This is a genomic window from Lentibacillus kapialis (assembly GCF_014646635.1).
Lineage (GTDB): Bacteria > Bacillota > Bacilli > Bacillales > Amphibacillaceae > Lentibacillus > Lentibacillus kapialis.
In genome coordinates this window covers 73,328-99,330 of the sequence record NZ_BMNQ01000005.1, presented here as the reverse complement: position 1 = coordinate 99,330, position 26,003 = coordinate 73,328, and the positions used below count along the sequence as shown (strand labels likewise).

General features: G+C 41.2%; 21 protein-coding genes. 13 read left to right on the top strand and 8 right to left on the bottom strand.

Annotation, left to right across the window (positions count from 1 at the left end; all coding sequences use genetic code 11):
• Nucleotides 1-945 carry an ABC transporter permease subunit gene (locus IEW67_RS03955; RefSeq protein ID WP_188631757.1) on the top strand — a complete coding sequence of 315 codons (945 nt, stop codon included), beginning with the start codon at nucleotides 1-3 and terminating at the stop codon, nucleotides 943-945.
• 19 nt (nucleotides 946-964) lie between these two features.
• Nucleotides 965-1,909 carry a ribose ABC transporter substrate-binding protein RbsB gene (gene rbsB / locus IEW67_RS03950; RefSeq protein ID WP_188631756.1) on the top strand — a complete coding sequence of 315 codons (945 nt, stop codon included), beginning with the start codon at nucleotides 965-967 and terminating at the stop codon, nucleotides 1,907-1,909.
• Nucleotides 1,910-2,274: 365 nt separating this feature from the next.
• Here rbsB and IEW67_RS03945 read toward each other — a convergent pair whose 3' ends face one another.
• The 3 genes from IEW67_RS03945 to IEW67_RS03935 are packed head-to-tail and all read right to left on the bottom strand — an operon-like array spanning nucleotide 2,275 to nucleotide 5,906.
• Nucleotides 2,275-3,516 carry a J domain-containing protein gene (locus tag IEW67_RS03945; RefSeq protein ID WP_188631755.1) on the bottom strand — a complete coding sequence of 414 codons (1,242 nt, stop codon included), beginning with the start codon at nucleotides 3,514-3,516 and terminating at the stop codon, nucleotides 2,275-2,277.
• 15 nt (nucleotides 3,517-3,531) lie between these two features.
• Complete coding sequence (locus IEW67_RS03940; protein ID WP_188631754.1) at nucleotides 3,532-5,346, bottom strand: Hsp70 family protein; 1,815 nt, start codon at nucleotides 5,344-5,346, stop codon at nucleotides 3,532-3,534.
• On the bottom strand, nucleotides 5,343-5,906 hold the full coding sequence (locus IEW67_RS03935; protein ID WP_188631753.1) for a nucleotide exchange factor GrpE: 564 nt from the start codon (nucleotides 5,904-5,906) through the stop codon (nucleotides 5,343-5,345). The genes IEW67_RS03940 and IEW67_RS03935 overlap by 4 nt, the downstream gene beginning before the upstream one ends.
• Before the next feature lie 260 nt (nucleotides 5,907-6,166).
• Here IEW67_RS03935 and pruA point away from each other — a divergent pair, with 260 nt between their 5' ends.
• From pruA to uidA, 3 genes are all read left to right on the top strand, one after another.
• Nucleotides 6,167-7,714: an L-glutamate gamma-semialdehyde dehydrogenase gene (pruA, locus tag IEW67_RS03930; RefSeq protein ID WP_188631752.1), complete on the top strand. Its 1,548-nt coding sequence runs from the start codon at nucleotides 6,167-6,169 to the stop codon at nucleotides 7,712-7,714.
• A 1,129-nt stretch (nucleotides 7,715-8,843) separates the two neighbouring features.
• Nucleotides 8,844-10,334, top strand: a complete 1,491-nt coding sequence (locus IEW67_RS03925) for an MFS transporter (protein ID WP_229671665.1) — start codon at nucleotides 8,844-8,846, stop codon at nucleotides 10,332-10,334.
• A 27-nt stretch (nucleotides 10,335-10,361) separates the two neighbouring features.
• Nucleotides 10,362-12,164 carry a beta-glucuronidase gene (gene uidA, locus IEW67_RS03920; protein ID WP_188631751.1) on the top strand — a complete coding sequence of 601 codons (1,803 nt, stop codon included), beginning with the start codon at nucleotides 10,362-10,364 and terminating at the stop codon, nucleotides 12,162-12,164.
• Between the two features lie 134 nt (nucleotides 12,165-12,298).
• Here the strand turns inward: uidA and IEW67_RS03915 are convergent, their stop codons facing one another.
• Nucleotides 12,299-13,474: an ROK family transcriptional regulator gene (locus tag IEW67_RS03915; RefSeq protein WP_188631750.1), complete on the bottom strand. Its 1,176-nt coding sequence runs from the start codon at nucleotides 13,472-13,474 to the stop codon at nucleotides 12,299-12,301.
• 210 nt (nucleotides 13,475-13,684) lie between these two features.
• On the opposite strand from IEW67_RS03915, the gene uxaC reads away from it, so the two are divergent.
• From uxaC to IEW67_RS03880, 7 genes are all read left to right on the top strand, one after another.
• A complete protein-coding gene (gene uxaC / locus IEW67_RS03910; RefSeq protein WP_188631749.1) occupies nucleotides 13,685-15,082 on the top strand; it encodes a glucuronate isomerase in 1,398 nt (465 codons plus the stop codon).
• A gap of 18 nt (nucleotides 15,083-15,100) precedes the next feature.
• Complete coding sequence (gene uxuA, locus IEW67_RS03905; RefSeq protein ID WP_188631748.1) at nucleotides 15,101-16,135, top strand: mannonate dehydratase; 1,035 nt, start codon at nucleotides 15,101-15,103, stop codon at nucleotides 16,133-16,135.
• Nucleotides 16,136-16,145: 10 nt separating this feature from the next.
• On the top strand, nucleotides 16,146-16,997 hold the full coding sequence (locus IEW67_RS03900; RefSeq protein ID WP_188631747.1) for an SDR family oxidoreductase: 852 nt from the start codon (nucleotides 16,146-16,148) through the stop codon (nucleotides 16,995-16,997).
• An 11-nt stretch (nucleotides 16,998-17,008) separates the two neighbouring features.
• Entirely contained in the window at nucleotides 17,009-17,638 is a 630-nt protein-coding gene (locus tag IEW67_RS03895) for a bifunctional 2-keto-4-hydroxyglutarate aldolase/2-keto-3-deoxy-6-phosphogluconate aldolase (RefSeq protein ID WP_188631746.1), read from the top strand.
• Between the two features lie 4 nt (nucleotides 17,639-17,642).
• Entirely contained in the window at nucleotides 17,643-18,644 is a 1,002-nt protein-coding gene (locus tag IEW67_RS03890) for a sugar kinase (RefSeq protein ID WP_188631745.1), read from the top strand.
• A gap of 376 nt (nucleotides 18,645-19,020) precedes the next feature.
• The gene (locus IEW67_RS03885) at nucleotides 19,021-19,158 is read left to right on the top strand and encodes a hypothetical protein (RefSeq protein WP_188631744.1); all 138 of its coding nucleotides are present in this window, start codon (nucleotides 19,021-19,023) and stop codon (nucleotides 19,156-19,158) included.
• 110 nt (nucleotides 19,159-19,268) lie between these two features.
• Nucleotides 19,269-19,655, top strand: a complete 387-nt coding sequence (locus tag IEW67_RS03880; RefSeq protein WP_188631743.1) for an RpnC/YadD family protein — start codon at nucleotides 19,269-19,271, stop codon at nucleotides 19,653-19,655.
• A 185-nt stretch (nucleotides 19,656-19,840) separates the two neighbouring features.
• Here the strand turns inward: IEW67_RS03880 and IEW67_RS03875 are convergent, their stop codons facing one another.
• The 4 genes from IEW67_RS03875 to IEW67_RS03860 form a co-directional block, all read right to left on the bottom strand.
• Nucleotides 19,841-20,833 (bottom strand): ABC transporter substrate-binding protein, encoded by a 993-nt coding sequence (locus IEW67_RS03875; protein ID WP_188631742.1) that lies wholly within the window; start codon nucleotides 20,831-20,833, stop codon nucleotides 19,841-19,843.
• A gap of 59 nt (nucleotides 20,834-20,892) precedes the next feature.
• Nucleotides 20,893-21,654, bottom strand: a complete 762-nt coding sequence (locus IEW67_RS03870; RefSeq protein WP_188631741.1) for an ABC transporter permease — start codon at nucleotides 21,652-21,654, stop codon at nucleotides 20,893-20,895.
• Nucleotides 21,638-22,420: an ABC transporter ATP-binding protein gene (locus IEW67_RS03865; RefSeq protein WP_188631740.1), complete on the bottom strand. Its 783-nt coding sequence runs from the start codon at nucleotides 22,418-22,420 to the stop codon at nucleotides 21,638-21,640. Before IEW67_RS03865 ends, IEW67_RS03870 begins: the two co-directional genes overlap by 17 nt.
• A 295-nt stretch (nucleotides 22,421-22,715) precedes the next feature.
• Complete coding sequence (locus tag IEW67_RS03860) at nucleotides 22,716-23,765, bottom strand: dipeptidase (RefSeq protein ID WP_188631739.1); 1,050 nt, start codon at nucleotides 23,763-23,765, stop codon at nucleotides 22,716-22,718.
• Nucleotides 23,766-23,985: 220 nt separating this feature from the next.
• Here IEW67_RS03860 and IEW67_RS03855 point away from each other — a divergent pair, with 220 nt between their 5' ends.
• Nucleotides 23,986-25,905 carry a BglG family transcription antiterminator gene (locus tag IEW67_RS03855; RefSeq protein ID WP_188631738.1) on the top strand — a complete coding sequence of 640 codons (1,920 nt, stop codon included), beginning with the start codon at nucleotides 23,986-23,988 and terminating at the stop codon, nucleotides 25,903-25,905.
• Nucleotides 25,906-26,003: the final 98 nt, after the last annotated feature.

The window sequence follows — 26,003 nt, the reverse complement described above, 5'->3', positions numbered from 1 at the left end:
TTGAGTTGGAAGGAAAGCTTATTTAAAGATTTTTCTAAACTGGGCCCGCTGATCGGACTTATTATTATGGTTATTTTTCTCGGTTTTATGAGTGATGCCTTTTTTACACTTGATAATATTTTTAATCTGCTCCGTCAGATTTCCGTTAACGCTCTGATTGCATTCGGGATGACGTTTGTTATTTTGACAGCGGGCATTGATTTGTCAGTCGGATCTTTGCTCGCCTTGGGAAGTGCCCTTACAGCAGGATTGTTAACAAGTGAAATGGATCCGCTGCTAGCTGTACTGCTTGGGCTGTTAATTGGGTTTGGTCTTGGTGCTATAAACGGTCTGATTATTACAAAAGGGAAAGTGGCGCCATTTATTGCAACACTTGCAACGATGACGATTTATCGTGGGGCGACACTGGTTTATACAGATGGTATGCCTATCACAGGGCTGTCTGATAGTTTCGCATTCGAGATGATTGGCGGAGGTTATGTTTTTGGTGTTCCTTTTCCAGCGATTTTGATGCTGGTTGTATTTCTGATTCTATTTTTTGTTCTCAATAAGACAGTATTCGGCCGTCAGGTTTATGCTGTTGGCGGTAATGAGGAAGTGTCGGTTTTGTCGGGAATCAAGGCAGACCGTGTCAAAATATGGGTGTATTCCCTGACCGGTATGCTATCGGTTCTGGCTGGCATGATCCTTACCAGCCGGTTAAATTCAGCACAGCCGACTGCCGGTGAAATGTTTGAACTGGATGCCATTGCGGCGGTTGTTATCGGCGGTACCAGCCTTATGGGAGGACGCGGCCGGATTACCGGAACATTGATCGGGGCTCTGATAATCGGGGTTATCGACAATGGTTTGAATCTCATGAATGTGTCATCGTTTTATCAACAGATTGTTAAAGGCGGCGTCATTCTGCTCGCGGTCTTACTAGATAGAAAATCCAATAAATAAATTCAAGGAGGAGTTTCACATGGCTAAGTGGTTGAAAAGGTTAGGGGTTTTGGCAGTATTACTTTTAGTTGTAAGTGCTTGTTCAACCGAAAGTCCCGGTTCATCTGATGAAGGCGGGGAAAGTTCTGAAGGGTCTTCAGATGATTCAGTGAAAATTGGTTTGTCCGTCTCTACATTAAATAATCCGTTCTTTGTGACATTGCGTGACGGTGCTGAAGCTGCAGCAGAAGAAGCCGGTTATGAAATTGTTGTAACCGACGCTCAGGATGATGCATCAACACAATTAAGTGATATTGAAGATTTATTGCAGCAAGATATTGATGTTTTATTGGTGAATCCTGTTGACTCCGAAGCTGTCGTCACTGCAATTGAATCTGCCAACTCTCAGGATGTTCCTGTCATTACAGTTGACCGCAGTGCGGAAGGCGGCGATGTTGTAAGTCACATCGCCTCTGATAACGTGATAGGCGGTGAGATGGCTGGTGAATTTATTGCAGAGCAACTAAATGAAAGTGGAAAGTTAGTTGAATTGCAGGGTGTTCCCGGGGCTTCTGCTACCAGAGAAAGAGGAAAAGGTTTCCATAATATTGTTGATGAAATCGACGGTCTTGAAGTTATTGCTCAGCAATCGGCGAACTTTAACCGCTCAGAGGGTTTGAACGTTATGGAAAACATTATTCAAAGTACTGACCAGATTGATGCCGTATTCGCCCACAATGACGAAATGGCACTTGGGGCAGTGGAGGCACTTCAATCCAATGGCATGCTGGAAAACGTTACAGTAGTCGGATTTGATGCAACAGATGATGCTGTTGCAGCTGTTGAAGAGGGAACATTGGATGCCACAATTGCTCAACAGCCGACATTAATCGGTGAAAAAGCCATCGATGCAGCAGGTTCGGTTGTCAGTGGTGAATCTGTCGATGAGTTTATTCCGGTTGAATTGCAGATGGTGACGGAATAGCTGCTATACGGGGAACCGGTCATTTCACTTAGGTGACGTGACCGGTTTTTTATAACGTCAGAAAGGACAGATTATGGAAGCCCCCATAAGAAACGAACATCGCTACGCCTCTCGTAGCCACCATCTATCATGAAAACTTCGGCATTCGCTATAAGACGAGGCGAATGCCGAGTTTTTCTAAGATGATAGAAAAGTATAAAATTTTCTCACTCTTCATCAATTAGCTCTTGCGTTTCAAGAACCTTTGTTCTACAATTAATAAAAACAAAGGAAACCGGCTGCTGACTGGTTTCCTTGGGTGAAAAAATGGTAAATCATAGAATGCGCCTATTGCTGGCATTTTCGCTTATGTTCATACAGGCACATCACATCAGTTTCTTTAGTCCCCGTTTCATGTCACGGTTGAAATCCTTCGTTAAATCCCTATACATGTCATCCCATTCAGGCTTGAACTGAGCATATATAGCCGGGTAACTTTTCTGTAATTTTAAAATACCTGCCGCGAAATATTCCGTTTCTTCTTCAAACTCATCTATGATATCTTTTGTGAACTGTTCCTCTATTTCCATAACAAATGGGTGACTTTTGTCATCAAAATACAAATGAACGGTATAATAAAGGACCATTGGGAAGATTGAATCGTCCTTTAGTAATCGCTGGAATTCTTTCTCCACACGGGCTAACCGTTTAATTTCTTTCAATTCATCTTTGATGTCTTCAAATTCCGGCGTGACCAGTTTTGCAAAGTCAAGGAAAACGTCTGCATGACGGTATCGCCTCTGGTCATACATTTCCTCATACTCGGCTGTGAGTACATAAAACGCTTCTTCTCGTTCTTCCTCGTCCTGCAGGTTTTTCAAATATTTGCGGAAGCGGGATTGTACTTTTGACAGTTTTGACCAGCTATCCGTTTGTAAGATGATAAAAATCCATACAATATAAGAATCCAGATCGTCAATAGACTGATCATTCTCCGTCGGCAGGTTTTGTTCAGCAGTTTGAACAGCCCGTTCATCATCTTCCGTTAACATATAGGCAACAACTAACGCCTCTGTTAGCTTTTGCACGTCATCGGAAAAACGGTCAAGTCCTTGTTCAAGGAACTCAACAGCTTCATTTAGATAGTCCTGTTCAATGAGCATTCTGCCGAATGTTGCATAAACCATTGAAGGTGTGAACATCTCTTCTTCTTCAAAAACAGACGATGCCAGAGAATCTTCCAGCATTTGATAAGCTTTATCAAGGTTATTAAGAGAAATCGAAGTGAACATTAGACCGGTCTGTGCCGCAAAGTTATCCGGATTTAGTTGTAAAACATCATCATAAATTTGTGCAGCCTTTTTATAGTTTTCCTTAAAGACATAGCTGGATGCTTGATCCAACATTTTTTCGATTTTTCCGCCATATTTTCGCGATATGTCATATTGTTTACGTTTAACGGGATCCTTAAGTGTCTCATATGCTTGCCGGATTTTTTCAAACTGTTCGGGGTCTGTTTCGGGAGGATGTTTCTTGACAGCTTCAACATATTTTTCCTTAACGCGCCGCTGACTGATGTTAGCCGTGGTCCCCAGAATTTTATAATAGCTTTGTTCATCACTGGACATGTGACTTTTCCCTCCTTAAAGCTCTAATTCAATCGCCAGGTCAATCGCATGCTCAACTGTTTCGTTTAACGTTTTAGGATCATTTGACTGTATGGCAGCTTGCAAATTTTCTATAGCATCTTTTAATGTAACATTATCGCCATTTTCATTGAGCGCCTCCTGAAAACGTTCTTTCCAATCGCCCGCTTCCTGCAGCAAATCATCATGCGATTCGTTTTCTGCCGCAACATCATTTTCATTCCATCCAAATAAGTCAAGTTGCTGATCCATTTCTTCTTCATCCGGTTCATAAGCTGCTTCGATTTTGGCAAGGCTGTCCTGAAATGCATCATCGGAGCTCCGGTCAATGGCATCCTCAATGGTTACAGTCATTTCATTTCCGGATGATGTATTCTTGGCGGTAACCTCGAGAATGCCATTCAGGTTATAACGGAATGTGACATCAACGGCTTCATTCCCTGCAGGTTTAGGCGGGAGTCCTTCGAGTAAAAATTCATTCAGAAAATAGTTATCTTTAACCCAATCATTTTCACCCTGGTAGATTTCAATATTGACAGCCGTCTGATTGTTGAATGATGTCACGTAAGTTTCGGTGCGCGTAACAGGAATCGTGGTGTTACGCGGGATAATCGTGTGAAACTTTCCTGGTTTCATGGCGCTCCGAGTCGAATCCAGCACAGCAATACCCATGGAAAAAGGTGCTACATCGGTGATAATCAGGTTACTGTTTGCAAGTGCCCCGGATTTAATACCGGCTTGCACAGAGGCCCCCAATGCGACAGCTTCGTCCGGATTCACGTCAGCGTGTGGTGCTTTTCCGAAAAAGTCCGTTACGAGCTGATGAATATGTGGGATTCTGGTGGACCCGCCAACTAAAATGACGTCATCAATAGCTTCATTTTTTAGATCTGCATCGTTAAGAACCTGTTTGAGTTTATCCTTTGTCTCGAGCAATAAAGGCTCTATCAAACTTACAAATTGATCACGTGTGAGCGTAACATCAAGGCCGATTGGCTTATTGCCGCTAACAGTGGCAACAGGGATGGAAACATCAACCGTTTCCTTGAACGATAACTGTTTTTTGACCTTTTCGGCCTCTTCTTTTAAGCGCGCTCTTGCCCGAATGTCATCCCGTGGGTCTATTTGATGTTCATCCATAATTTTCTCTGCAAACCAGTCGACAAGCCGCCAATCAAAGTCTTCACCGCCTAACTGGTGATTGCCGGCAGATGCTTTTACCTCAAGAATTCCATCCATGAGTTCAACGACAGATACGTCAAATGTACCGCCGCCAAGATCATACACGAGAATATGACTATTATTCTTCATGTGGTGCATGCCATATGCGAGTGCGGCAGCTGTAGGTTCGTTGATAATCCGCTCGACGGTAAAGCCGGCCAGTTCTCCTGCTTGTTTCGTTGCTTGGCGCTGTTGGTTGGTGAAATATGCAGGAACGGTAATGACCGCTTCTTTTTCACCTTCACCGAGTTGCTGGTCAGCTTTGTGTTTTATTTCTTTCACAATCATGGCGGAAATCTCTTCGGGTGTATAGGATTTATCTCCGAGTGAAATGGTTTTGTCTTCTCCCATATCCCGCTTTACAGCTGCTTTCGTATAATCAGGCATAGCGACCAGGGCACTTCTGGCATCTTCCCCGACAGTGACATTCCCATCCGGGTCACGCAAAACAACAGATGGGATCATCGCCCGTTCGTTTTTCATCGGAATAATCGTTGGTTTCTGTTTGTAAATATAAGCAGCGGCCGAGTTGGTCGTACCCAGGTCAATACCGATAATGGGACGAAAAGATTGATCAGATGTTTTTGTCATTGTTTATCCTCCTTTACTGTTGTTACATGTGCTTTGCGGATGATACGGCCACTTTTCCAGGCAAACCCGCGTTTATGTACCATGGTGATTTCATATGGCTGAAGCTGATGGTTTTCCATCGGGACTGATTCAACGGCTTCAGCACGTGTCGGGTCAAAGATTTCGCCTTCATGGATAATTTCATGTATGCCAATAACCTCAAGTGTCTGTATTAATGCCCCAATCCACTGTCCCAGTAGCCCGGACCATTGTGAATCATTGGATAGGCGGTTATACACAATGTCCATATCATCGATTTGGCTGATTACGTTTTCGATTACGTGTTTTTCAGAAGAATTGTCTGCCATACTGGTTCGCTGTTTATCGAGTATTGTGGTCACGCTATCAAGTTTGTCTTCTGTGGTTTTCCCTGTTTTGTATTGAAGTCTGGTTAATTTTTGCAGTTGTTGCTCAATGTTTTCAAGCTTTTTTTCCGTTACTGCTGACTGTTGTTTTATCTGGCCTACTTCCTGAAAAATAGGGTCAGGATCTTTTTGCTTTTTTTTAAAAAACCAGCCCATGAATATTGGGATTCTCCTTTTTGATATGATTTGATGTTGTATCCTCTTTCATTTTATCAAATTATCCGTTTTTCTGCTGGGATATTTTCAAATTGTCGATATTTCCCGTTATTCTCTAAAGCAAATAACGCCTTTAGTTTGTTATAGATCGTTATACTATCAAGTGCCACAGGTGATAGAATTCGTCTAATTGCGTTTGTGTATCCTTTTATAGTAAACTTGAATATGGATTTACTAGTTCATTTTAAGGAGGTTGTAACGTGGTATTACCGTATAAACACGAACCATTCACTGATTTTACTGATAAACAAAATCGTGCTGATTATGAAGCCGCTCTCAGAAAAGTGGAGAGTGAGCTTGGCCAGGATTATCCGCTGGTTATTGGCGGAGAAAAAGTGTATACCGACGATAAGCTTGTCTCAGTCAATCCGGCCAATAAAGAACAAGTAATCGGAAATGCTTCAATGGCGACTAAAGAACATGTTGAACAAGCCATGAAAGCGGCAAAAGAAGCTTTTAAAGTATGGAAAAAATGGACCCCTGAAGAGCGGGCCGAAGTACTGTTCAAAGCAGCAGCTATCGCACGCCGCCGCAAGCATGAGATTTCTGCATGGATGTCCTATGAAGCGAACAAGCCATGGGGACAATCTGACGCAGATACAGCAGAAGGCATTGACTTTATGGAATACTACGGCCGTCAAATGATCCGTCTTGGACAAGGCCGGGAAATCAACGACCGTCCAGGTGAGAATAACACGTTTTTCTACCAGCCGCTCGGTCCCGGTGTAGCGATTCCGCCATGGAACTTTGCGTTTGCCATTGTCACCGGTACTACTGTGGGCCCTATTGTAGCGGGTAATCCCGTATTGATGAAGCCATCTGAAAACACACCGGTTATTGCATATAAAATGGTTGAAATCCTGGAAGAAGCCGGCCTGCCAAAAGGTGTTGTCAACTTCCTTCCGGGGGATCCTGCAGAAATTGGTGACTATCTGGTCGATCATAAAGACACACATTTCATTAATTTCACCGGTTCAGTTGGAACGGGTAAACGCATTTACAACCGTGCGTCTGTTGTACAGGAAGGGCAAACGCACTTGAAACGTGTTGTTGCTGAAATGGGCGGTAAAGATACGATCATTGTCGACAATGAAGCAGATCTTGATCTTGCTGCCAAATCGATTGTTGACTCAGCATTCGGCTTCCAGGGACAAAAATGTTCCGCATGTTCACGCGCCATTGTACATCAGGACGTCTATGATGAAGTGCTTGAAAAAGCCGTGGAAAAAGCAAAAGCTTATACGGTCGGCAACCCCGGTGAAGAAGATGTACCAATGGGCGGCGTTGTCAACCAGAAACAATTTGATAAAATTAAAGATTATATTGAAATCGGCAAAAAAGAAGGCGAACTTGCTTACGGCGGAGAAGCTGATGATTCCAAAGGTTATCATATCCATCCGACTATCTTTAAGGACATGGATCCTGAAGGACGTATTATGCAGGAAGAAATCTTCGGCCCTGTTGTCGGCTTTTCCAAAGCAAAAGATTTCGATGAGTTATTGGATATCGCCAACAACACAGACTATGCATTGACTGGTGCGGTCATTTCTAAGAACCGTGATCATTTGAACCGTGCCCGCCATGAATTTGAAGTTGGCAATCTATACTTCAATCGCGGATGCACAGGCTCAATTGTCGGTTACCAGCCATTCGGCGGATTCAAGATGTCCGGAACAGACGCCAAAGCGGGCGGACCGGATTATCTGTTGAATTTCCTTGCGCCAAAAACGGTTACGGAATCGTGGTAATAACGACTACAATAAAAAAACAAGCGGCAGTTGTTTTAGACTGCCGCTTGTTTTTTAATATATTTTGGGAAATCGCAGAACTATTGGCATTGTTATCATAATAGACATAGTCAACTTCAGTTCGGTGAGGTCAGTTTGCAGACTAATCAGTAATCACCAGGGAAACGAGGGTCGCTAGTGGTATGGTTTTTTGCATGTTTGCCGCGGCGCGAATAAGTGTCGGAATTATCATAGCTGTCGAAAAAGGAAATAGTGTCATACTTTAGTGTTTGAAGAATTATTGATCAATAGAGATACGTATGTTATAGCATTTTGTATAAAGAAACTGGAAACTTTTAAATTCTTTATAAAAACACTTGAATGATTAAACGCTTACAATTATACTAGTATCTAGATTGGTTATTTAGTTTGTTTGCCAAACAAAATAATATTAAAGGAGGGATTTTTAAAGAATTTAAATTATTAGGTAGATGACTTCTTTATTTTCTAGTCTAATCGTTTTGAATAAGGAGAATAATATCATAAAACGTATAACGATATCCCTATTGAAGCAAGGTTCTATTTGACAGAAATCGTAAGATTAGCTATTACATTATACATGATAATGTTCACAAATTGAAAACGTTTACGTTGAGCGGTGAAACAAGCAAACAGCTTGGAATGACTATCGGTTTTATTGTGACTTTCGGAGTAAGCCCTAGTCTCCAGATGTAACAAAAGAACTTTTCTTGGAGATTCTTTCGTTGATATCTGTTTTGTCGAATACAAGGATTTCACATTATTATTTAAGGAAGCCAGCAGTACAGTGGAATAAAGGTTCTTTATTTGAAATATTAACACTTCGGTAGCGTCGATACATTTGCAACAGGCATATACTTAATGGAACATTAGCCAATAGTGCTGCAAATAACATATTTCAATTTGGCATGGCTCAGAATTTTTAGTTTATGGTGATCACTATAAGTATTCGAAAGAAGAAGTGAATAAATTGATCGCTGTGGCATGGAAAATATGAAACGATGACATAGTTAAGAATGTAATTGGTTTGTATGCCAAACCAATTTAACTTAATTGTTATTTACTAAATCGCTTTCATGCGAAATAGGAGTCGATTGGGGAGGGAGAAAGGATGCGAGATAAGACGATGGCAGGTGAACTTGATTATAATTCGGCCAGATTATGGCAAGTAGGGTTATTTACCCTAAATAATAGCGCAACCAATTTGTATTTGTTTATTATAGGGTTTGTTTCTTATTATGTCACAGGTGTCGCAGGAGTAGCTGTTGTTGCAGCCAGTTTTGTAATTGGCGGCAGCCGCGTATTTGATGCGATCACCGATCCGATTATCGGATTTGTTATTGATAAAACGGAGTCCAAGTTCGGAAAGTTCAGACCCTTGATGGTTCTGGGTAATATCATTTTGGCAGGATCTGTGTTAATTATGTATAACTTTACACATTTATTGCCTCAAAGTCTACAGCTCCCGTTTTTTATATTAATGTATGTAGTTTATATTATTGGTTACACCTTTCAAACTGCCTGTACAAAAGCTGCGCAGACTGTCCTAACCAATAACCCGAAACAGCGCCCACTGTACAGTATTTTTGATACGCTTTATAATATTGGCATCTTTACTGGCGGACAAGTTATTGTAGCTTCATACCTTGTTGAGAAACATGGTGATTTCACAATGTCGCTGTTCACTGAATTAAATACGTATGCAATTGTTTTATCAGGTATTTTTACAATTTTGGCTGTAATTGCAATCTGGGAAAAGGACCGGAAAGAATATTTTGGATTGGCCAATGCAACTGTTAATACAAGATTTCGTGATTATTGGCCAATCTTAAAAGGAAACAGGCCATTGCAGATGTTGGTAATTGCAGCATCCACAGATAAAATTGCTACGATGGTATTGAGACAGCCAGCTGTTTATATTATGTTTTTTGGTATTATGATGGGTAACTATGAACTTAGTGGTACGGTTTCGCTAATCACCATTATACCGAGTGTTATTATTACTTTTCTAGGAGTCAGAATTGCGACTAAAAATGGATTGAAAAATGCTTTAGTTAAAGCGACCTGGATAGGGGTGAGTTCGGCAGCCTTTCTGTTTGTCTATTTTCTAATAATTGATGCCAAAACGATATCCCTTGAAAATATGGGATTGACAACAGTGATCTTTTTGATTGGGTACTTTTTACTAAGAGGTATTGAACAGTTGACACCATCAATTGTGGTTCCAATGGTTGCCGATGTTGCAGATTATGAGACAAGTGAAACTGGAAGGTATGTTCCGGGAATGATCGGTACTATCTTTTCCTTTATTGATAAAGTCATGTCATCTGCTGCACCGTTAATTGTAGGGCTGGTCGTAGCAATGATTGGTTATGAAAATGAGTTTCCCCAATTAGGGGATCCGTTGACAACACCACTATTGATGGTGACATTATTCCTGATGTTCGGTATCCCGATAATTGGTTGGGTCATTTCACTCATAGCAATGAAATTTTACGAGCTTCATAGTACCAAAATGAATGAAGTTCAAGAAAATATATATAGCATGAAAAGTGTTAAAGATGAAAATTCATCCAACGATAAAGTAGGTAATGGAAATTAAATAAAAAAATTTACAGGAGATGATAACATGCTTTACCCAATAACAACTGATACTAGAGGAGTATTAGATTTAAACGGAATCTGGAATTTTAAACTGGATAATGGTAATGGATTTGATGAAGAATGGTATGCATCAAAATTGACGGATACAATGAGCATGGCTGTTCCGGCTTCATATAATGATGCTGGAGTATTATCAGAAATCCGCGATCATGTCGGGTGGGTATGGTATGAACGCGAATTTTCGTTGCCTGCCTATTTAAGGAATGAACGGATTGTGCTACGATTCGGTTCTGCCACCCATTATGCCAAGGTATATGTGAATGGTGAACTGGTAGTTGAACATAAAGGCGGTTTTACTCCGTTCGAAGCAGAAATTAACAGTAAGCTAGCCGAAGGAAAAAATAGGGTGACTGTTGCTGTTAATAACATTGTTGATGAAACGACGCTGCCTGTTGGAAACTATGTGGAGGAAGAAATTGATGGGCTTGGGAAATGCGTGAAAAACACTCCGAATTTTGACTTTTTCAATTATGCTGGATTGCATCGTCCGGTGAAAATTTATACAACACCACACCGCTATGTTTCAGATATAACGGTACTGACCGATTATGATGGTTCAACCGGAAATGTCTATTATAAGACTGATGTGGAAGGTGACGGCATGACGGTTAAAGCTACAGTTATCGATGAAGCAGGTAAACAAGTTGCTGAGGCTAAAGGGGCTGAATCGAGTGTGACCATTCCAGATGTTAAGCTTTGGCAACCTATGAATGCTTATCTGTATTCCTTGAAAGTTGAACTGTATGATGGTGATAAGTTTGTTGATGTTTATGAGCAACCATTTGGCGTACGGACTGTCTGTGTAGAAAATGGTAAGTTTTTAATCAATGGAGAACCGTTCTATTTTAAAGGGTTTGGTAAGCATGAAGACTCCCCAATTCATGGACGAGGCTTTGATGAAACACTTAATATTACTGACTTTAACCTGATGAAATGGATTGGTGCAAATTCGTTCCGTACGGCGCATTATCCATACTCAGAAGAAATTATGCGCCTTGCCGACAAAGAAGGGATCGTTGTCATTGATGAGTCACCAGCGGTGGGGGTGCATCTGAATTTTGCTGCCACTTTATTTGGACCTAGAGCATTCCGTAATACCTGGGAGCACATTCAGACGTATGAACATCATCGGGATGTTATGAAAGAACTAGTTGCACGTGATAAGAATCACCCATCTGTTGTGATGTGGTCAGTAGCTAACGAGCCAGCAGCTGAAGAAGAGGGTGCTACTAAATACTTTAAGCCGTTGGTTGAGATGACTAAAGAGTGCGATCCACAAAACCGGCCGGTTACTATTGTTACGCATATGTGGTCTACGCCTGAAAATTGCCAGGTTGGAGACTTCGTTGATGTGCTTGCTCTGAATCGCTATTATGGCTGGTATGTACATGGTGGTGATCTTGATGTTGCAAAAGTGAAACTGCGCGAAGAACTTGAAGGATGGAAAGAACGTTGTCCTGATAAACCAGTTATTATGACTGAGTATGGTGCTGATACTGTCGCTGGTCTGCATGATATAGAGCCTGTTATGTTTACAGAAGAATATCAGTCCGAATATTTAAAGGCAAATCATGAGGTGTTTGATGAATTTGAAAATTTTGTTGGAGAGCATATTTGGAATTTTGCTGATTTCAACACGAGTCAGGGTACTATGCGGGTTCAAGGAAATAAGAAAGGTCTCTTTACCCGTGATCGTAAGCCAAAATCTGCTGCACATCTAATGCGCGATCGCTGGAATGAAATATCTGATTTTAATTATAAAGGGTAAATAAAGAAAAAGTAGCAGCCTTGTAAAACAAGGCTGCTACAATGCATGTATTGAGATTATCCTATAGTCATTTTATAAACCAAGTGTTATTTTCCATACAACGATGGAAAAACTTCGGGATATTCATACCAGGATCATTTATGATGCGACAAAAATAGCTCTGATACACCAAGGAAATGTTGAATTCCAAGTGCACATGCACCAATCACACAGGCTTTTCTGCCTAATTCTGATAATACAATGTTGTCGTATTGGCTTACATTTGATGTCATGTTTTCTTTGATTTTTTGAATCGCATTTGGATACGCCTTTAAAACTCGGCTATTCAGCACAACCGTACCGGGGTTATAGAGATTAATGACATTATTTAATCCGATTGCTACATAGAAAATATATTCATGAAACAATTCATGAGTAACGGGATCTTTTTTGTTAATCAGCTGTTTTATATCCCTGTGTGTTATGTGCGGTTTATTAAGTTGTTCAGATAGCTTATTAAATAGAATCGGTTCTGACGCATAAAGTTCCCAACAGCCATTATTGCCGCATTTACATCTTGGTCCGAATGGCGAAATAATCATATGCCCCATTTCTCCAGTATAGCCGTGACACCCTTTGTCCATGTCCCAATCGATCATTCTGCCAGCACCTATTCCTGAAGATAGCATAATAGACAATAGATGTGAACTTTGGTTGTGGTTATGGGGGTGGTGAAAGACTTTCTCTGCAAACGCAGAAAGGTTTGCGTTATTTTCGATAATTAAATGGATATCAAGTTCATTTTGAAGATCTTTTTTAAGATTCACTTTGCTCCACTGGTATTTTGGAATGAAGTTAATTTCTTCATCTTTGCCAACTGTTCCGTGTATGCCGATAACACAGCTGATAAGACCATAGCGAGAAAATGCGTACTTTGTTTGATAACTTTGTATTTGTTCCTTTAATAATGATGTGGCTTCATTGTAATCTTCTGTATCAAAATTTATGGTATTGTTCTCTACAAAGTTACCGATTAAATCCGCCACGGTAAATTGAATATTTTTGTAATCAAAGTCAACGCCAAGCAGATAGCCGGCAGTTTGATTGATGGAGAGCAGGATTGGTCGCCTGCCGACCGAATTGTGTTCTGGTCGTGTCTCATAAATCAGATCTTCATCCAGCAAATCCGATACTTGAACTGAGATAGTCGCTTTGTTTAACCCTGTGATCTTTGATAAGTTTGCGCGTGAGATTTGTTGATGTTCAATGATTTTTTGCAGAATCAGACTTCTATTGATTTTTTTGATGTATGCACCGTCGCCTATAACCAATTTGTTGCCTCCCTAAAGAAATTCTCTTATCTGCAGTATCCTACAATCTTGTGTAAGGTGCAACCAGAAATGGTTTTAAATTTAGAACATCTCTATTTTTTTAAAAATCACCTTGAAATGCAAAGCGCTTACATATATGATAGAATTAGATAGTTTGTTTAGGGGACAAATTAATTTGTTAACATTATTCATGAAAGGTTTGATCCATCTATGAAACCATTAATTGATAGTAACTTTTTACTTTTTAACGAAACGGCACAGCAGCTTTACCATAATACAGCAAAGCACATGCCGATTATTGATTACCACAATCATCTAGTGCCGGAGGAAATCGCAGAGGACAAGACGTTTGAAAATATTTCAAAGGTTTGGCTTTCCGGTGACCATTACAAATGGCGGGCGATGCGTGCTAATGCCATTAGTGAAGAGTATATAACGGGAGATAAATCTGATTATGAAAAGTTTCTGGCGTGGGCTGAAACAGTTCCGAAAATGATTGGTAATCCGCTATATCATTGGACACATATGGAACTTAAACGTTATTTCGATATTGACACACTATTGAATGAAGAGACAGCTCCGATGATTTGGGAAGATGTGAATCGGCAGCTGAATACACCGGAAATGTCAGCCCGATCATTGCTGAAACAGAAAAATGTTGAATTTGTTGGGACAACGGATGATCCGACCGATAGTCTTGAAACACATGCTGCACTTCAGAAAGAAGACTTTGGTGTGCAAGTTTCCCCTTCATTCCGTCCTGACAAGGCCCTTCAATTAGAAAATAACGATTTCAATGTATGGCTGAAAAAGTTGGAACAGGCTGCCGATGTATCAATTGAACATTATGATGATTTTCTTACGGTACTGGAAAAGCGGGTCGCTTATTTTGATAAGCATGGCTGTCGTAGCTCAGATCACGGCATTAATGTTATGTTCTATGAATCTGCTTCATTTGAGGAGGTCTGTGATGTTTTTGAGAAACGCCTGCAAGATAGGGAATTAACCCAAAAAGAAATCGATAAATTTAAAACGTACACGTTGATGTCGCTTGGCGAAATGTATGCGGATAAGGAGTGGGTTATGCAGCTTCATATGGGGCCGCTAAGAAACAATAATACAAGGATGTTCAATAAGCTCGGTCCTGACAGCGGCTTTGATTCAATAGGGGATCGTGAGCTTGCTGTACCGCTTGGCCACTTCCTGGATGCCTTGGAACAGAAAGAAAAGCTTCCGAAAACAGTATTATACAGTTTGAATCAGAAAGATTACTATGTGCTTGCATCGATGGCCGGGAATTTCCAGAATGACGAAATACCGGGTAAAATTCAATTCGGAACAGCTTGGTGGTTTAATGATCAGATAGAAGGTATGGAACACCAGATGAGTGTACTGGCAAATGTTGGTCTGATCAGTAATTTTATCGGAATGCTGACTGATTCAAGAAGTTTTCTTTCATTTCCGCGTCATGAATATTTCCGGAGAATCCTGTGTAATCTGCTTGGAAAATGGGTTGAAGAAGGAAAGGCGCCAAACGATATGAAATTGCTTGATCAATATGTACAAGACATTTGCTATAACAATGCAAAACGGTATTTTAATCTATAGATGCAGGGAGGATTATAAATGGAAATGAGTTTTCGCTGGTATGGTCATGATGATCCTGTAACATTGGAGCATATTCAGCAAATTCCGGGTATGACCGGTATCGTTTCAGCAATTTATGATATTCCGGCCGGCGAAGTTTGGCCTTACGATAAAATCATGGAACTGAAACAAGCTATCGAGCATCATGGGCTGAAATTGAATGTTATTGAAAGTGTGCCGGTACACGAAGATATTAAAATGGGGCTTGAGTCCAAAAATAAGTGGATTGCCAATTATAAAGAGACATTAAGGAATCTTTCAAAAGCCGGTGTAAAGACAGTGTGTTATAATTTTATGCCGGTTTTTGACTGGACCAGATCTGAACTTGATGCGGCATTGCCGGACGGGTCCCATTCACTGACATACGATGATGAAAGAATTAAAGATATTGATCCGTTAAGTGGCGAACTGACGCTTCCCGGATGGGATCTGTCCTATCAGACTGATGATTTGCGCCGGATTATTGATCGCTATCAGTCAATAACCGAAGAAACTTTGATGAATAACCTGATTTATTTTCTGGAAGAGATTATTCCAGTGGCTGAAGAAGAAGGTATATTGATGGCTGTTCATCCGGATGATCCGCCGTGGTCAATCTTTGGGCTTCCACGAGTTGTAACGAATAAAGAGAATGTCTCATATATTCTCCGGAAAGTCGACAGCCTTAATAATGGACTTACATTCTGTACCGGTTCATTCGGGTCTGATCCAGAAAATGATCTGCCGGGGATTATTGAGGCCGCAAAAGGTCGCATCCATTTTGTACATGCCCGGAATGTTAAGTGGTTTGGAAAGCATTCGTTCCAAGAAACATCACATCTTGCAGGAGATGGTTCACTAAATTTATCTGCTGTTTTGAAAAAATTGCATGAATCCGGTTTTGCCGGACCAGTGAGACCTGATCATGGCCGTATGATCTGGGGCGAAGAAGGCAGACCGGGATACGGTTTATATGACCGTGCGCTGGGTGCAATGTATTTAAATGGTGTACTGGATACTTTAAATAATCGTTAGGAGAATTGATATGGAATTACCGTTTCAAATTGATTTAAACGATAAAGTAGCTGTTGTGACAGGAGGTAGCGGTGTACTGGGATCTGTTTTCGCGGCAGCACTGGCAAAAGCGGGTGCAAAAGTGGCCGTACTGGCACGAACCAAAGATAAAATCGACGCTGTTATCCAGGATATAAAATCAGATGGCGGCGAGGCGATTGGATACAGTGTGGATGTTCTCGATAAAAAAGCTCTGGAGGATGTTCATGCGGATGTAAAGAAAAATTTTGGACGCTGTTCCATCTTAATTAACGGGGCAGGTGGAAATAATCCCAAAGCAACGACATCCAAAGAATACTTTGATGTATCAGATGTAAATGATGCGTCATTGCAGTCATTTTTTGATTTGGAACAGGATGGGGTGAGTGACCTATTTAATTTGAATTTTCTGGGGACATTGCTCCCGACTCAGGTTTTTGCCCGGGATATGACACATCAGAATGAAAGCACAATCATCAATATTTCATCAATGAATGCCTACACACCGCTGACCAAGATTCCTGCTTACAGCGGGGCAAAAGCAGCCATCAGTAATTTCACACAGTGGTTGGCCGTTCATTTTTCCAAAGCGGGCATCCGTGTCAATGCGATGGCTCCCGGTTTTTTCTTGACTGAACAGAACAGGGATTTGATGATCAGAGAAGACGGCGAATTAAGCGAACGGGCAAATAAAATCCTTTCACAGACACCGATGGAAAGGTTCGGTGAGCCGGAAGAACTGGTCGGAACATTGCTGTGGCTTGTGGATCACAAGTCTTCAAGCTTTGTAAATGGTATCGTTGTGCCGGTTGATGGCGGATTCTCATCATATTCAGGTGTATAGGAGGGGTTTAAATGCAGGTTTATAAAATTTTAAGCACGATGATCGAGCATAAATTGGCTGTTGTCATTCGGGGAGAAAGTAGCGCCATGGCTGAGAAGACCGCTAAAGCATGTGTTGACGGCGGCGTAAAAACACTGGAAGTTACGTTCACAGTCCCCGGTGCTCGAGGCTTATTGGCATCGCTGGCTGAAACATATGAGGATGCCACAATCGGTGCCGGAACAGTCTTGGACAGTGAAACGGCACGTATTGCTATTCTTTCCGGTGCTCGTTTCATTGTTAGCCCAGGTTTTAGTGAAGAAACAGCAAAACTGTGCAATCGCTATGGCATACCATATTTGCCGGGTTGCATGACAGTAAATGAAATGCTTCATGCAGCTGAATTTGGTACTTCTGTAGTTAAGCTATTTCCGGGGAGCAATTTTGATCCTTCGTTTATCAAAAACGTCAAAGGACCGCTGCCGCATATTAACATTATGCCAACTGGCGGCATCACGCTTGGGAATGCTAATGATTGGCTGGAGGCAGGAGCAGTTATGTTGGGAGTTGGCGGCGAAATAACCAAACCAGCTAAAACAGGCAATTATGGTGAGGTTACGACATTGGCAGAGAGTTTTCAGAATCTGGCGGCAAAGGGATGATGGCATGGGAAAAGTTGTGACAATAGGTGAGCTGATGCTGCGCCTTACTCCAAAAAACAATGGACGTCTGAACCAAGCCACTGAATTTAAAGCTTATTACGGGGGAGCTGAGGCAAATGTGGCCATGTCACTGAGCAAGTTCGGACATCATGCCAGCTTTCTGTCTGCTTTCCCTTCAAATGATATTGGAGATGCTGCGGCTTCTCATCTTGCAGGCTGCGGTGTAGATACTGCTTGGATTTTTCGACAAGGCGGGCGACTCGGAACATATTATTACGAGGAAGGTTATTCGCTAAAACAGGCGAAAGTGATTTATGACAGGGATCACTCAGCTATCCATCATCTTCCGGGTATTGGACTTGACTGGAAATCCATTTATCAGGATATAGATTTGCTGCATATTACCGGTATAACACCGGCCCTTAGCAACGAACTCAAAAATTTGACGCTGGAGGCTGTAAAAGCCGCAAAAGAATCCGGTGTCAAAGTAAGCTTTGATTTTAATTTCCGCAGTAAACTTTTGAGTATTGAGGAAGCTAAAAGGACAATTCTGAATATTTTACCATATGTTGACATTTGTTTTGCCGGGTATAAAGATTTCGTTTACCTTCTTGGGGAAGAAGGACCTCAAACATTCAGTGACCAAAGATTGGCGGCTTTTTATGAAAACTATGCCGATAAATATGGTATATCTGTATTTGCATCGACAGACCGCCAGGCCATTTCGGCGACACAAAATAAGCTTCAAGGTTTTGTGTACCAAAATAGCCAGTTAGTCTCTTCGGGGAATTACTCGTTTGAAATACTAGACCGTATAGGCGGCGGAGATGCATTCGCGGCAGGTGTTCTGCATGGTATGCTGACAGAAATGGATCCCGCAGAGACTGTTGAATTCGGTACGGCTTCAGGGGTTCTCAAGCATATGGTATACGGAGATCATAATCAATTTACAGCAGTGGAAGTTGAGCAGTTTCTGCAAAACCATGGAACGGATGTTAGCAGGTAATAGCGCAAAGAAAAATAGATGAGCTAATTCTACATTGAAACTATTCATTAAAAACACGGTGCTTACTTTTGTGATCACCGTGTTTTGAGTGTTATATTATTTCATTAGGTACACGCATTTACAAGCGGGCATCTGTTGTTCACAAAGGACAAATACACTTGAATCGGATAGTTGCTAAAATTGTACTGGATGCTGAACTACCTTTCACCTAAGACAGTGACAGCAGTCTGGACACTAGAGGCCTTAAATAAAATAAGCTATGATTTTTAAACCGCCGCTCATTTTTGTGTATTTGATAAGTTTTACATCTTAGTTGATTTCGAATGTGAGTTCGTTTATACTTGGATTATGGAGTTAATGTAAAGGATGTGGTAAAATGGTGGCAAATGAAATCATGCTTGAAAAGCCGACTGATTACAATTTAAAGATCCCGGATTATGATGCCCTCTGGAAAAACATGATACCAAGGTTGATTACACATACAAAGTATATCGTTTTAAAGATCAGAGTATAACTAAACTGGAACAGGCATCCAATCCTTTCGCACATGCTGTTATTGCAGGTATTTATGCCAGCAACACCAAAAATGATTCAGTTGCACGCTATGTTTTTAAGCGAAAACTTATGATTCAATTATTACAAAAGTTCTCCAATCAACAAGAAGATACCCGCACCTATCTATCAGCTCTATTTTACTTCATTGATTATTTACTCCAAGTTCCGAAAAATTTAACCGAGCAATTGAAAAACGATATTATTCCATATATGGGAAAGGAGGTTGTCCAAAGAATGCAGACGGAGAGAACGAATTCATCGCAAACATTGGAAGAGATTTTTGCTGAATTGCGGCAAGAGGGCAGGGAAGAAGGGAAGAAGGAAGGCAGAAAAGATGCGCTAAAACAATTTGTTCGGAAATTAATACGTGAAAACTATGCCGATGAGCAGATTGCGAAGTTGACAGAGTTAGATCCTGTTCAAATCGCAAAATTGAGAAAAACCCTGAAGGATTAGTATGTAAACGATGCTGATCTTATCTATCGGTGAGGTCAGATTCGTTAGGCATCTGCGCTAGCGGTTAAACACTGGAGTATTTGAAAAAGGAGGCCTCCGGATTCGCAGGCAGGTAAAAAAAACACGGTGTCCATTTTCAGGAACACCGTGTTTTGGGGTAACATTTCGAAAGCTTAATCTCTATCCTATTGAATAAAACTTTTATTCACAAACCCTTCAAAATCAGGCTTCTCTTTCAGGAATTGGAGATCATGAGATGAATTGCCGAATTCCTGTATGACGTCTGCATCAACTTCATACGTGAAGTTGGTACGCTCCCAGGCATTTTCCATAACGCTTTTCTTCAGCTGCTGATCCGTAATATCAGCGATACCTTCGATGGTAATATCGATGGCTTCGTTAGGGTTATCGTTAATATATTGAACGGCTTTCTTATGGGCATCAACTAACTTTTGCACCTGTTCACTGTTATTCTCAATCATGACATCCGATGTGACCATGACTGCTGCAGGCAGCGTTTCTCCAAATGAAACGTCACTGGTTGGGATGACGACGTTGGCGTCCACTTTTGCTTCCATGACAGATGCCCATGGTTCTGGTGCTGTGGCGACATCCACATCACCTTTTTCAAATAAGGACTGGTATCGTGCAGGTTCACCGGTTACGTGCTTCATCGACCCACCGATTCGTTCAGAAGTGATGCCTTTTTCTTTCATATATGTTTCGAACTGAACATCGTGTGTGCATCCGACACGCGGTGAGATGAACGTTTTTCCTTCAACATCTTCCCATGATTTAATGCCGCTTCCGTCACGGGATACGATAACCGTGCCTCCAGTTGATGATGCCCCGATGATCTGTACGTCGACACCGGAGATGAAACTGTTTATGGCCGGCCCCGGTCCGACGAGTCCCCCTTGAATTTCACCGGCTGCGAGGGCTTTCATAAACGTAGAGCCGTCAGGAAATGTCTGGTATTCGACAGTGACATTTTCCCCAAGGTGATCCTGATACATTTCCTTTTGTTTTGCAACCATGGCCGGTGCGTGATTTAGGTTAGGAAAATAGCCAATTGTTACTGTTTCTCTTTCTTTATTGCCTGAAGCATCACCACTGCCCCCGCATGCTGCGAGAACCAGAAATGTGCTGATTACCAATAAACCCAGAAATTTTCTCAACTTGAAAATCCCCTTTCTGTTGTAAATGACATATTCAATCGGTTGAAAACTGCTGATTATTACGCTGCTTCTTCCATGCCCCAGCGTTTGAGCACTTTCTTTTCAATCCGCTGGAATACAAGCTGGTCGACAACCGAACCAATCACGCCAATAATAACGATGATCCCAATCACCAGACTCATGTTGTTAAAATCAGATGCATAGCTGAGCGTGTAGCCAAGCCCGGGACCTGTGCTCAGCATTTCGCCTGCCATCAACGCACGCCAGCTAAATGCCCATGCCAGACGAGCGCCGGTTACTGCGTGCGGAATGGCTGCAGGTATCACGACTTTGTAAAACAAATCCATTCCCGTTGATCCCATCGTGCGTGCCGCTTTCAGATATATGGGTGCGACATTTTTGATTCCTATGCGCATATTCATGGTCATGACGAAGATTCCGCCGATTATAACAACAAAAATGATCGATGCTTCAGTAAAGCCGAACCAGATGATGGCAAGCGGCACCCAGACAATGCTGGGAACACTTTGCAATGCTAAAATCATGGTCCCAAGTGTTTCGTCCGCTGTCCTAACTTTGGCGAGCAGAACGCCAAGAAGCGTTCCTATGACAAGTGAAGTAGCAAGCCCTATAAATAGATGGCGGAAACTGGCGATAATATCGTAAACCAACGTCATGTCAGCAAAACCGGCATAGATTGTTTTTGTAACTGTAAACGGGCTTGGAATCATAGACTCCGGCCAGATACCGAGAAGATATATGCTGTGCCAGATTAAAAGAAGGACAGCAAAAAATATAATGCGTTTAATGACTACGGGCATACTGAAGCTCCTCTTCCATGACATTTTCAATCTCAGTCTTCAAAATGGCCATGACATTCTCTTCCAGCGCAGCCATACCTTGCTTCTGTCGTGGTCGTTCAAGATCAACTTTGAAATCCGAAATGATGGTACCCGGCCGTGCGCTCATGATGATAACGCGATCTGACAATTTAATAGCTTCCCGGATACTGTGTGTGACAAATACGATTGTCTTTTGAGTGTTCATCCAAATGTTTTCGACTTCATCCTGGAGTACCTGGCGTGTTTGTTCATCCAGTGCGCCGAATGGTTCATCCATCAAAAGCAGTCCGGAATCCATCGCCAGAGCCCTGGCGATAGCGACACGCTGCTGCATCCCGCCGGAAAGCTCATGCGGATAGTTTTCGGCAAACTGGCTGAGGTGCACCATTTTCAAATAATCCGCTGCTGCTTGATCCTGTTTCTGTTTGCCCATTTTTTTGCGTAATGGGAAAGTAACATTTTCTTTGACCGGCATCCATGGGAATAATGCCGGTTCCTGAAATACCATGCTTTTATCCGGGCCCGGTTTAGTAACTTTCTCATTTTCGAGATAGACTGAACCGGAAGAAGGCTTTGATAAACCGGCAATCATGGATAACAGGGTTGATTTGCCGCAACCGGATGGTCCCAGCAATGAGATGAATTCGCCTTCATTGATTTCCATATTAATATTTTCTAACGCCTGAAGCGGCTCTTCATCTTTGCGCTGGAATGATTTCGAGATGTTATTGATGTCCAGGTACATGGGCTTCACTCCTGTTGATTTTAATCCATACTAATTTTATAGGAAATATGGGTTTTAAGCATTTTACCATGATTTGATTCATTTTCCAATAGGAAACCAAATAAAAATAAAAAATGGGCGCGGGTAGATTAGGAAGTAGTATCAGACACTCTATACCCATTAGAAAAACTCGGCATTCGCCTCGTCTTATAGCGAATGCCGAAGTTTTCTTATAAGGTCATCCATCATTTATACTTTCTGACGTTACAAAAAAAGCCTATATCTGTTAAAAGATATAGGCTGCTATTGTTTATGTTTATTTCCATGTATCCTCCAGCACTCGCACCCAATTCCCATGCGTGATTTTCTGCAGTTCGCCATCATGGAAACCATGTGCTTTAAGACGCTCGATTAGTTTTGGCAGACCTCTTACATCTTTCAATGAATCGGGTACAGTCGTTCCGTCAAAGTCGGATCCCAGGGCAACATGCTCAATACCGAATTTTTCGGCAATGTATGCCACGTGACGGACAATTTCATCCAGTGAAATATCTGTTCCGAGTCCGCCGTCTTCCCGCAGCATGTTGACCGCGTAGTTGATGCCGACAACGCCATTCGATTCAGCGATAGCGGTCAGCTGCTTATCGGTCAAATTTCGCGCGATCGGACTGAGAGCATGGGCATTGGAATGGGTTGCCACAAGCGGAGCGTCGGTGAGATCTGCAACATCCCAGAATCCTTTTTCGTTAAGGTGTGTGTTATCAAGCATAATACCGAGTTTATTGCATTCATGTACAAGCGCCTTGCCGTTATCTGTTAGTCCATCGCCGGTGTCGGGTGATGAAGGATAACGAAACGGCACGCCTTCACCGTAAACATTTGGACGGCTCCAAACGGGACCGAGCGAGCGCAGCCCTGCTTGATAGAGAACGTGGAGTGCATCAAAGTTAGTATCGATCGCCTCAGCCCCTTCTATATGAAAAATCGCAGCCAAAATGTCATTTTTCAGGCAGTATCTTAAATCATCTGCGTTTCGGACAACTTTTAGCTGACCATCAGCTTCTGATTCAAGCTTGAATAATTTCGCTGCAAGCGCGTGTGTGAATGTTAAGGCTTGTTCAAGGCTGACCTTTGGCGGAAGTGGGACATCATAACCATTTTCAGTCATGTGATCTTCAGGCTCAGCTTCATAATTCATATTTGGTGTATAAACTGCAAAAAAACCGCCGGCAAATCCACCTTTTTTAGCTCGGGGCAAATCAAGATGTCCCGCTGAACTTTCCGTGAAAAACGAGGGCGGATCATCGGACATATGCAGCCTGAGCAGTGTATCGTTATGTCCATCGAATATTGGAAAATCGGTCATATTCAGTCACTCCTTTTGTTATAACGTCAGAAAAGCTGCGGCATTCGCTATAAGACAAGGCGAATGTCGAGTTTTTCTAAGATGGTGTTAGTTGATTTTATCATATTTTTATACGCTTTAATCATTTCGGTTGTCGATCATATTCATCTGTTCGCGAAAATAATAAAAACGTGCTATATTATGAATGTAGATAACATAATATTCGGAAAAAAGGGGTGAAATGATGAATGGGCGGCAACAAGCTATTATAGAAGAATTTAATAACGTGGGTAATGAACCATTAACAAGTGCTCAATTATCTACTGCGATTAACGTGAGTCCAAAAACAATCCGAAATGATATCAAAGAAATAAATTCACTTTTACAAAGATATAACATCAAAATTTATTCAGTCCGGGGAAAAGGTTATCTTTTAAAGCCAAATGATAACACGATAATCAACAGATTTCTTCAAGAATATGAAAAAAATCAACATTCATTAATTCCGGCAGAACCTGAAAAACGGGTGAATTATTTAATGGAAAAATTGTTGTTTAATTCTGGCTATATAAAAATGGAAGATATAACCGAGGAATTATTTGTCAGCAGGTCGACATTACAAAGTGATTTGAAAATTGTTCGCGATATCCTAAGCGATTATGAGCTGATAATTAATCATAAGCCAAATTATGGTATTAAAGTGAGTGGGAAAGAAGCCATGATCCGCTTCTGTATTTCTGAGTATATTTTTAACCAAGAGCCATTGTCACTTGAAACGAATTGGATGAGGTTATTATCCGAAGCAGACTTAGAAGTTATTCGAGAGAGTATTCTCAGTAACTTGAGGAAGCACCAAATTATAATTTCGGATGTTAGTCTGCAAAATTTATTAACTCACCTTGCCATAGCATATAAGCGAATATGTGAAGATAAATCTGTACAAATCGTGAACAAAGAACTTCCTCAAGAAAGTAAGGAAAAGGAATATTTGGTTGCACAGGAAATTTTGAGGGATGTCGAGAAAGGTCTGGATATTTGCTTCCCTGAAAACGAAATAACCTATTTATCTATACATTTAAAAGGAACCAAATTAACGTCTTCAATGAACAAAAAGAGTGATGGGAAAGTTTTAGATACTGAAATAGATATTCTTTCTGAGGAAATTGTGAAGCGAATTGATAACAAATATGCTCTGAAGCTATCTGATGATAAAGAACTTCTGCTAAATTTAAGCCTGCATTTAAAACCCGCCATCAATCGATACCGTCATCAAATGAATATCCGTAATCCAATGTTGAATGAAATTAAGATGAAATATCCACTCTCATTTGAAGCAGCATTAGTTGGCGCTGATGTTTTAAGTGAACAATTAGGCATACATGTCAATGAAGATGAAATGGGTTATATAGCACTGCATATTGAAACCGCTCAAGAAAAGCTTAAAAGTTTTGGAACCCGACGGAAGCGGTGTTTAATCGTATGTTCTTCCGGGTTTGGGAGTGCACAGTTACTGTTATATAAATTGAAAAATAAATTCTATGAAAAACTCGATATAATTGGAACATCAGAGTATTATAATTTAAATAACGAGGCATTGGAAAGCATTGACTTTATCATAAGCACAATTCCAATAGATCAAAAAATGACTATACCGATAATTTACGTCAGCACCATACTTGGTGGTAATGACATTTCCAAGATTGAACACGTTCTAGGGGACTCCGGTTCCACTTTGGAAAAAAGTATATTTTCTGATTATACTTTTTTGAATCGCGATTTTGCAACTCCTGATGCGGTTATTCAGTTTTTGACTGAAGTATTGATAAAAGATGAGGAAGCAGAAAAAGGTTATACAAATTCTGTATTGGAAAGAGAGCGTTATGCCCCCACCAGTTTCGGTAATCTTGTGGCACTACCGCATCCTCTGGAGCCCGCAACCAACGCTACTTTTTTATCCATTGTCACGTTAAGAAAACCCATACAGTGGGGTGACAAGCATGTTCAGTTGGTTATTTTACTCAATGTAGATAAAACAAAAAAGGATGACTTAAAGCCGATGTTTAACGCACTTGTCAGATTAATCGATAATAAGCAGGCGGTTTTTCAACTTCTGGAATGTGAGTCGTTTACACAACTTATAGATGTCATAAAATCTGTCTAAACATACAGAGAGCAAAGGCATTTCATTTGATTCCGTCACTTTTTCGGGTCAACAGCCATTTTTTTAAGTGAATATTTTTTCCGTTGCCAGCGGTAAAA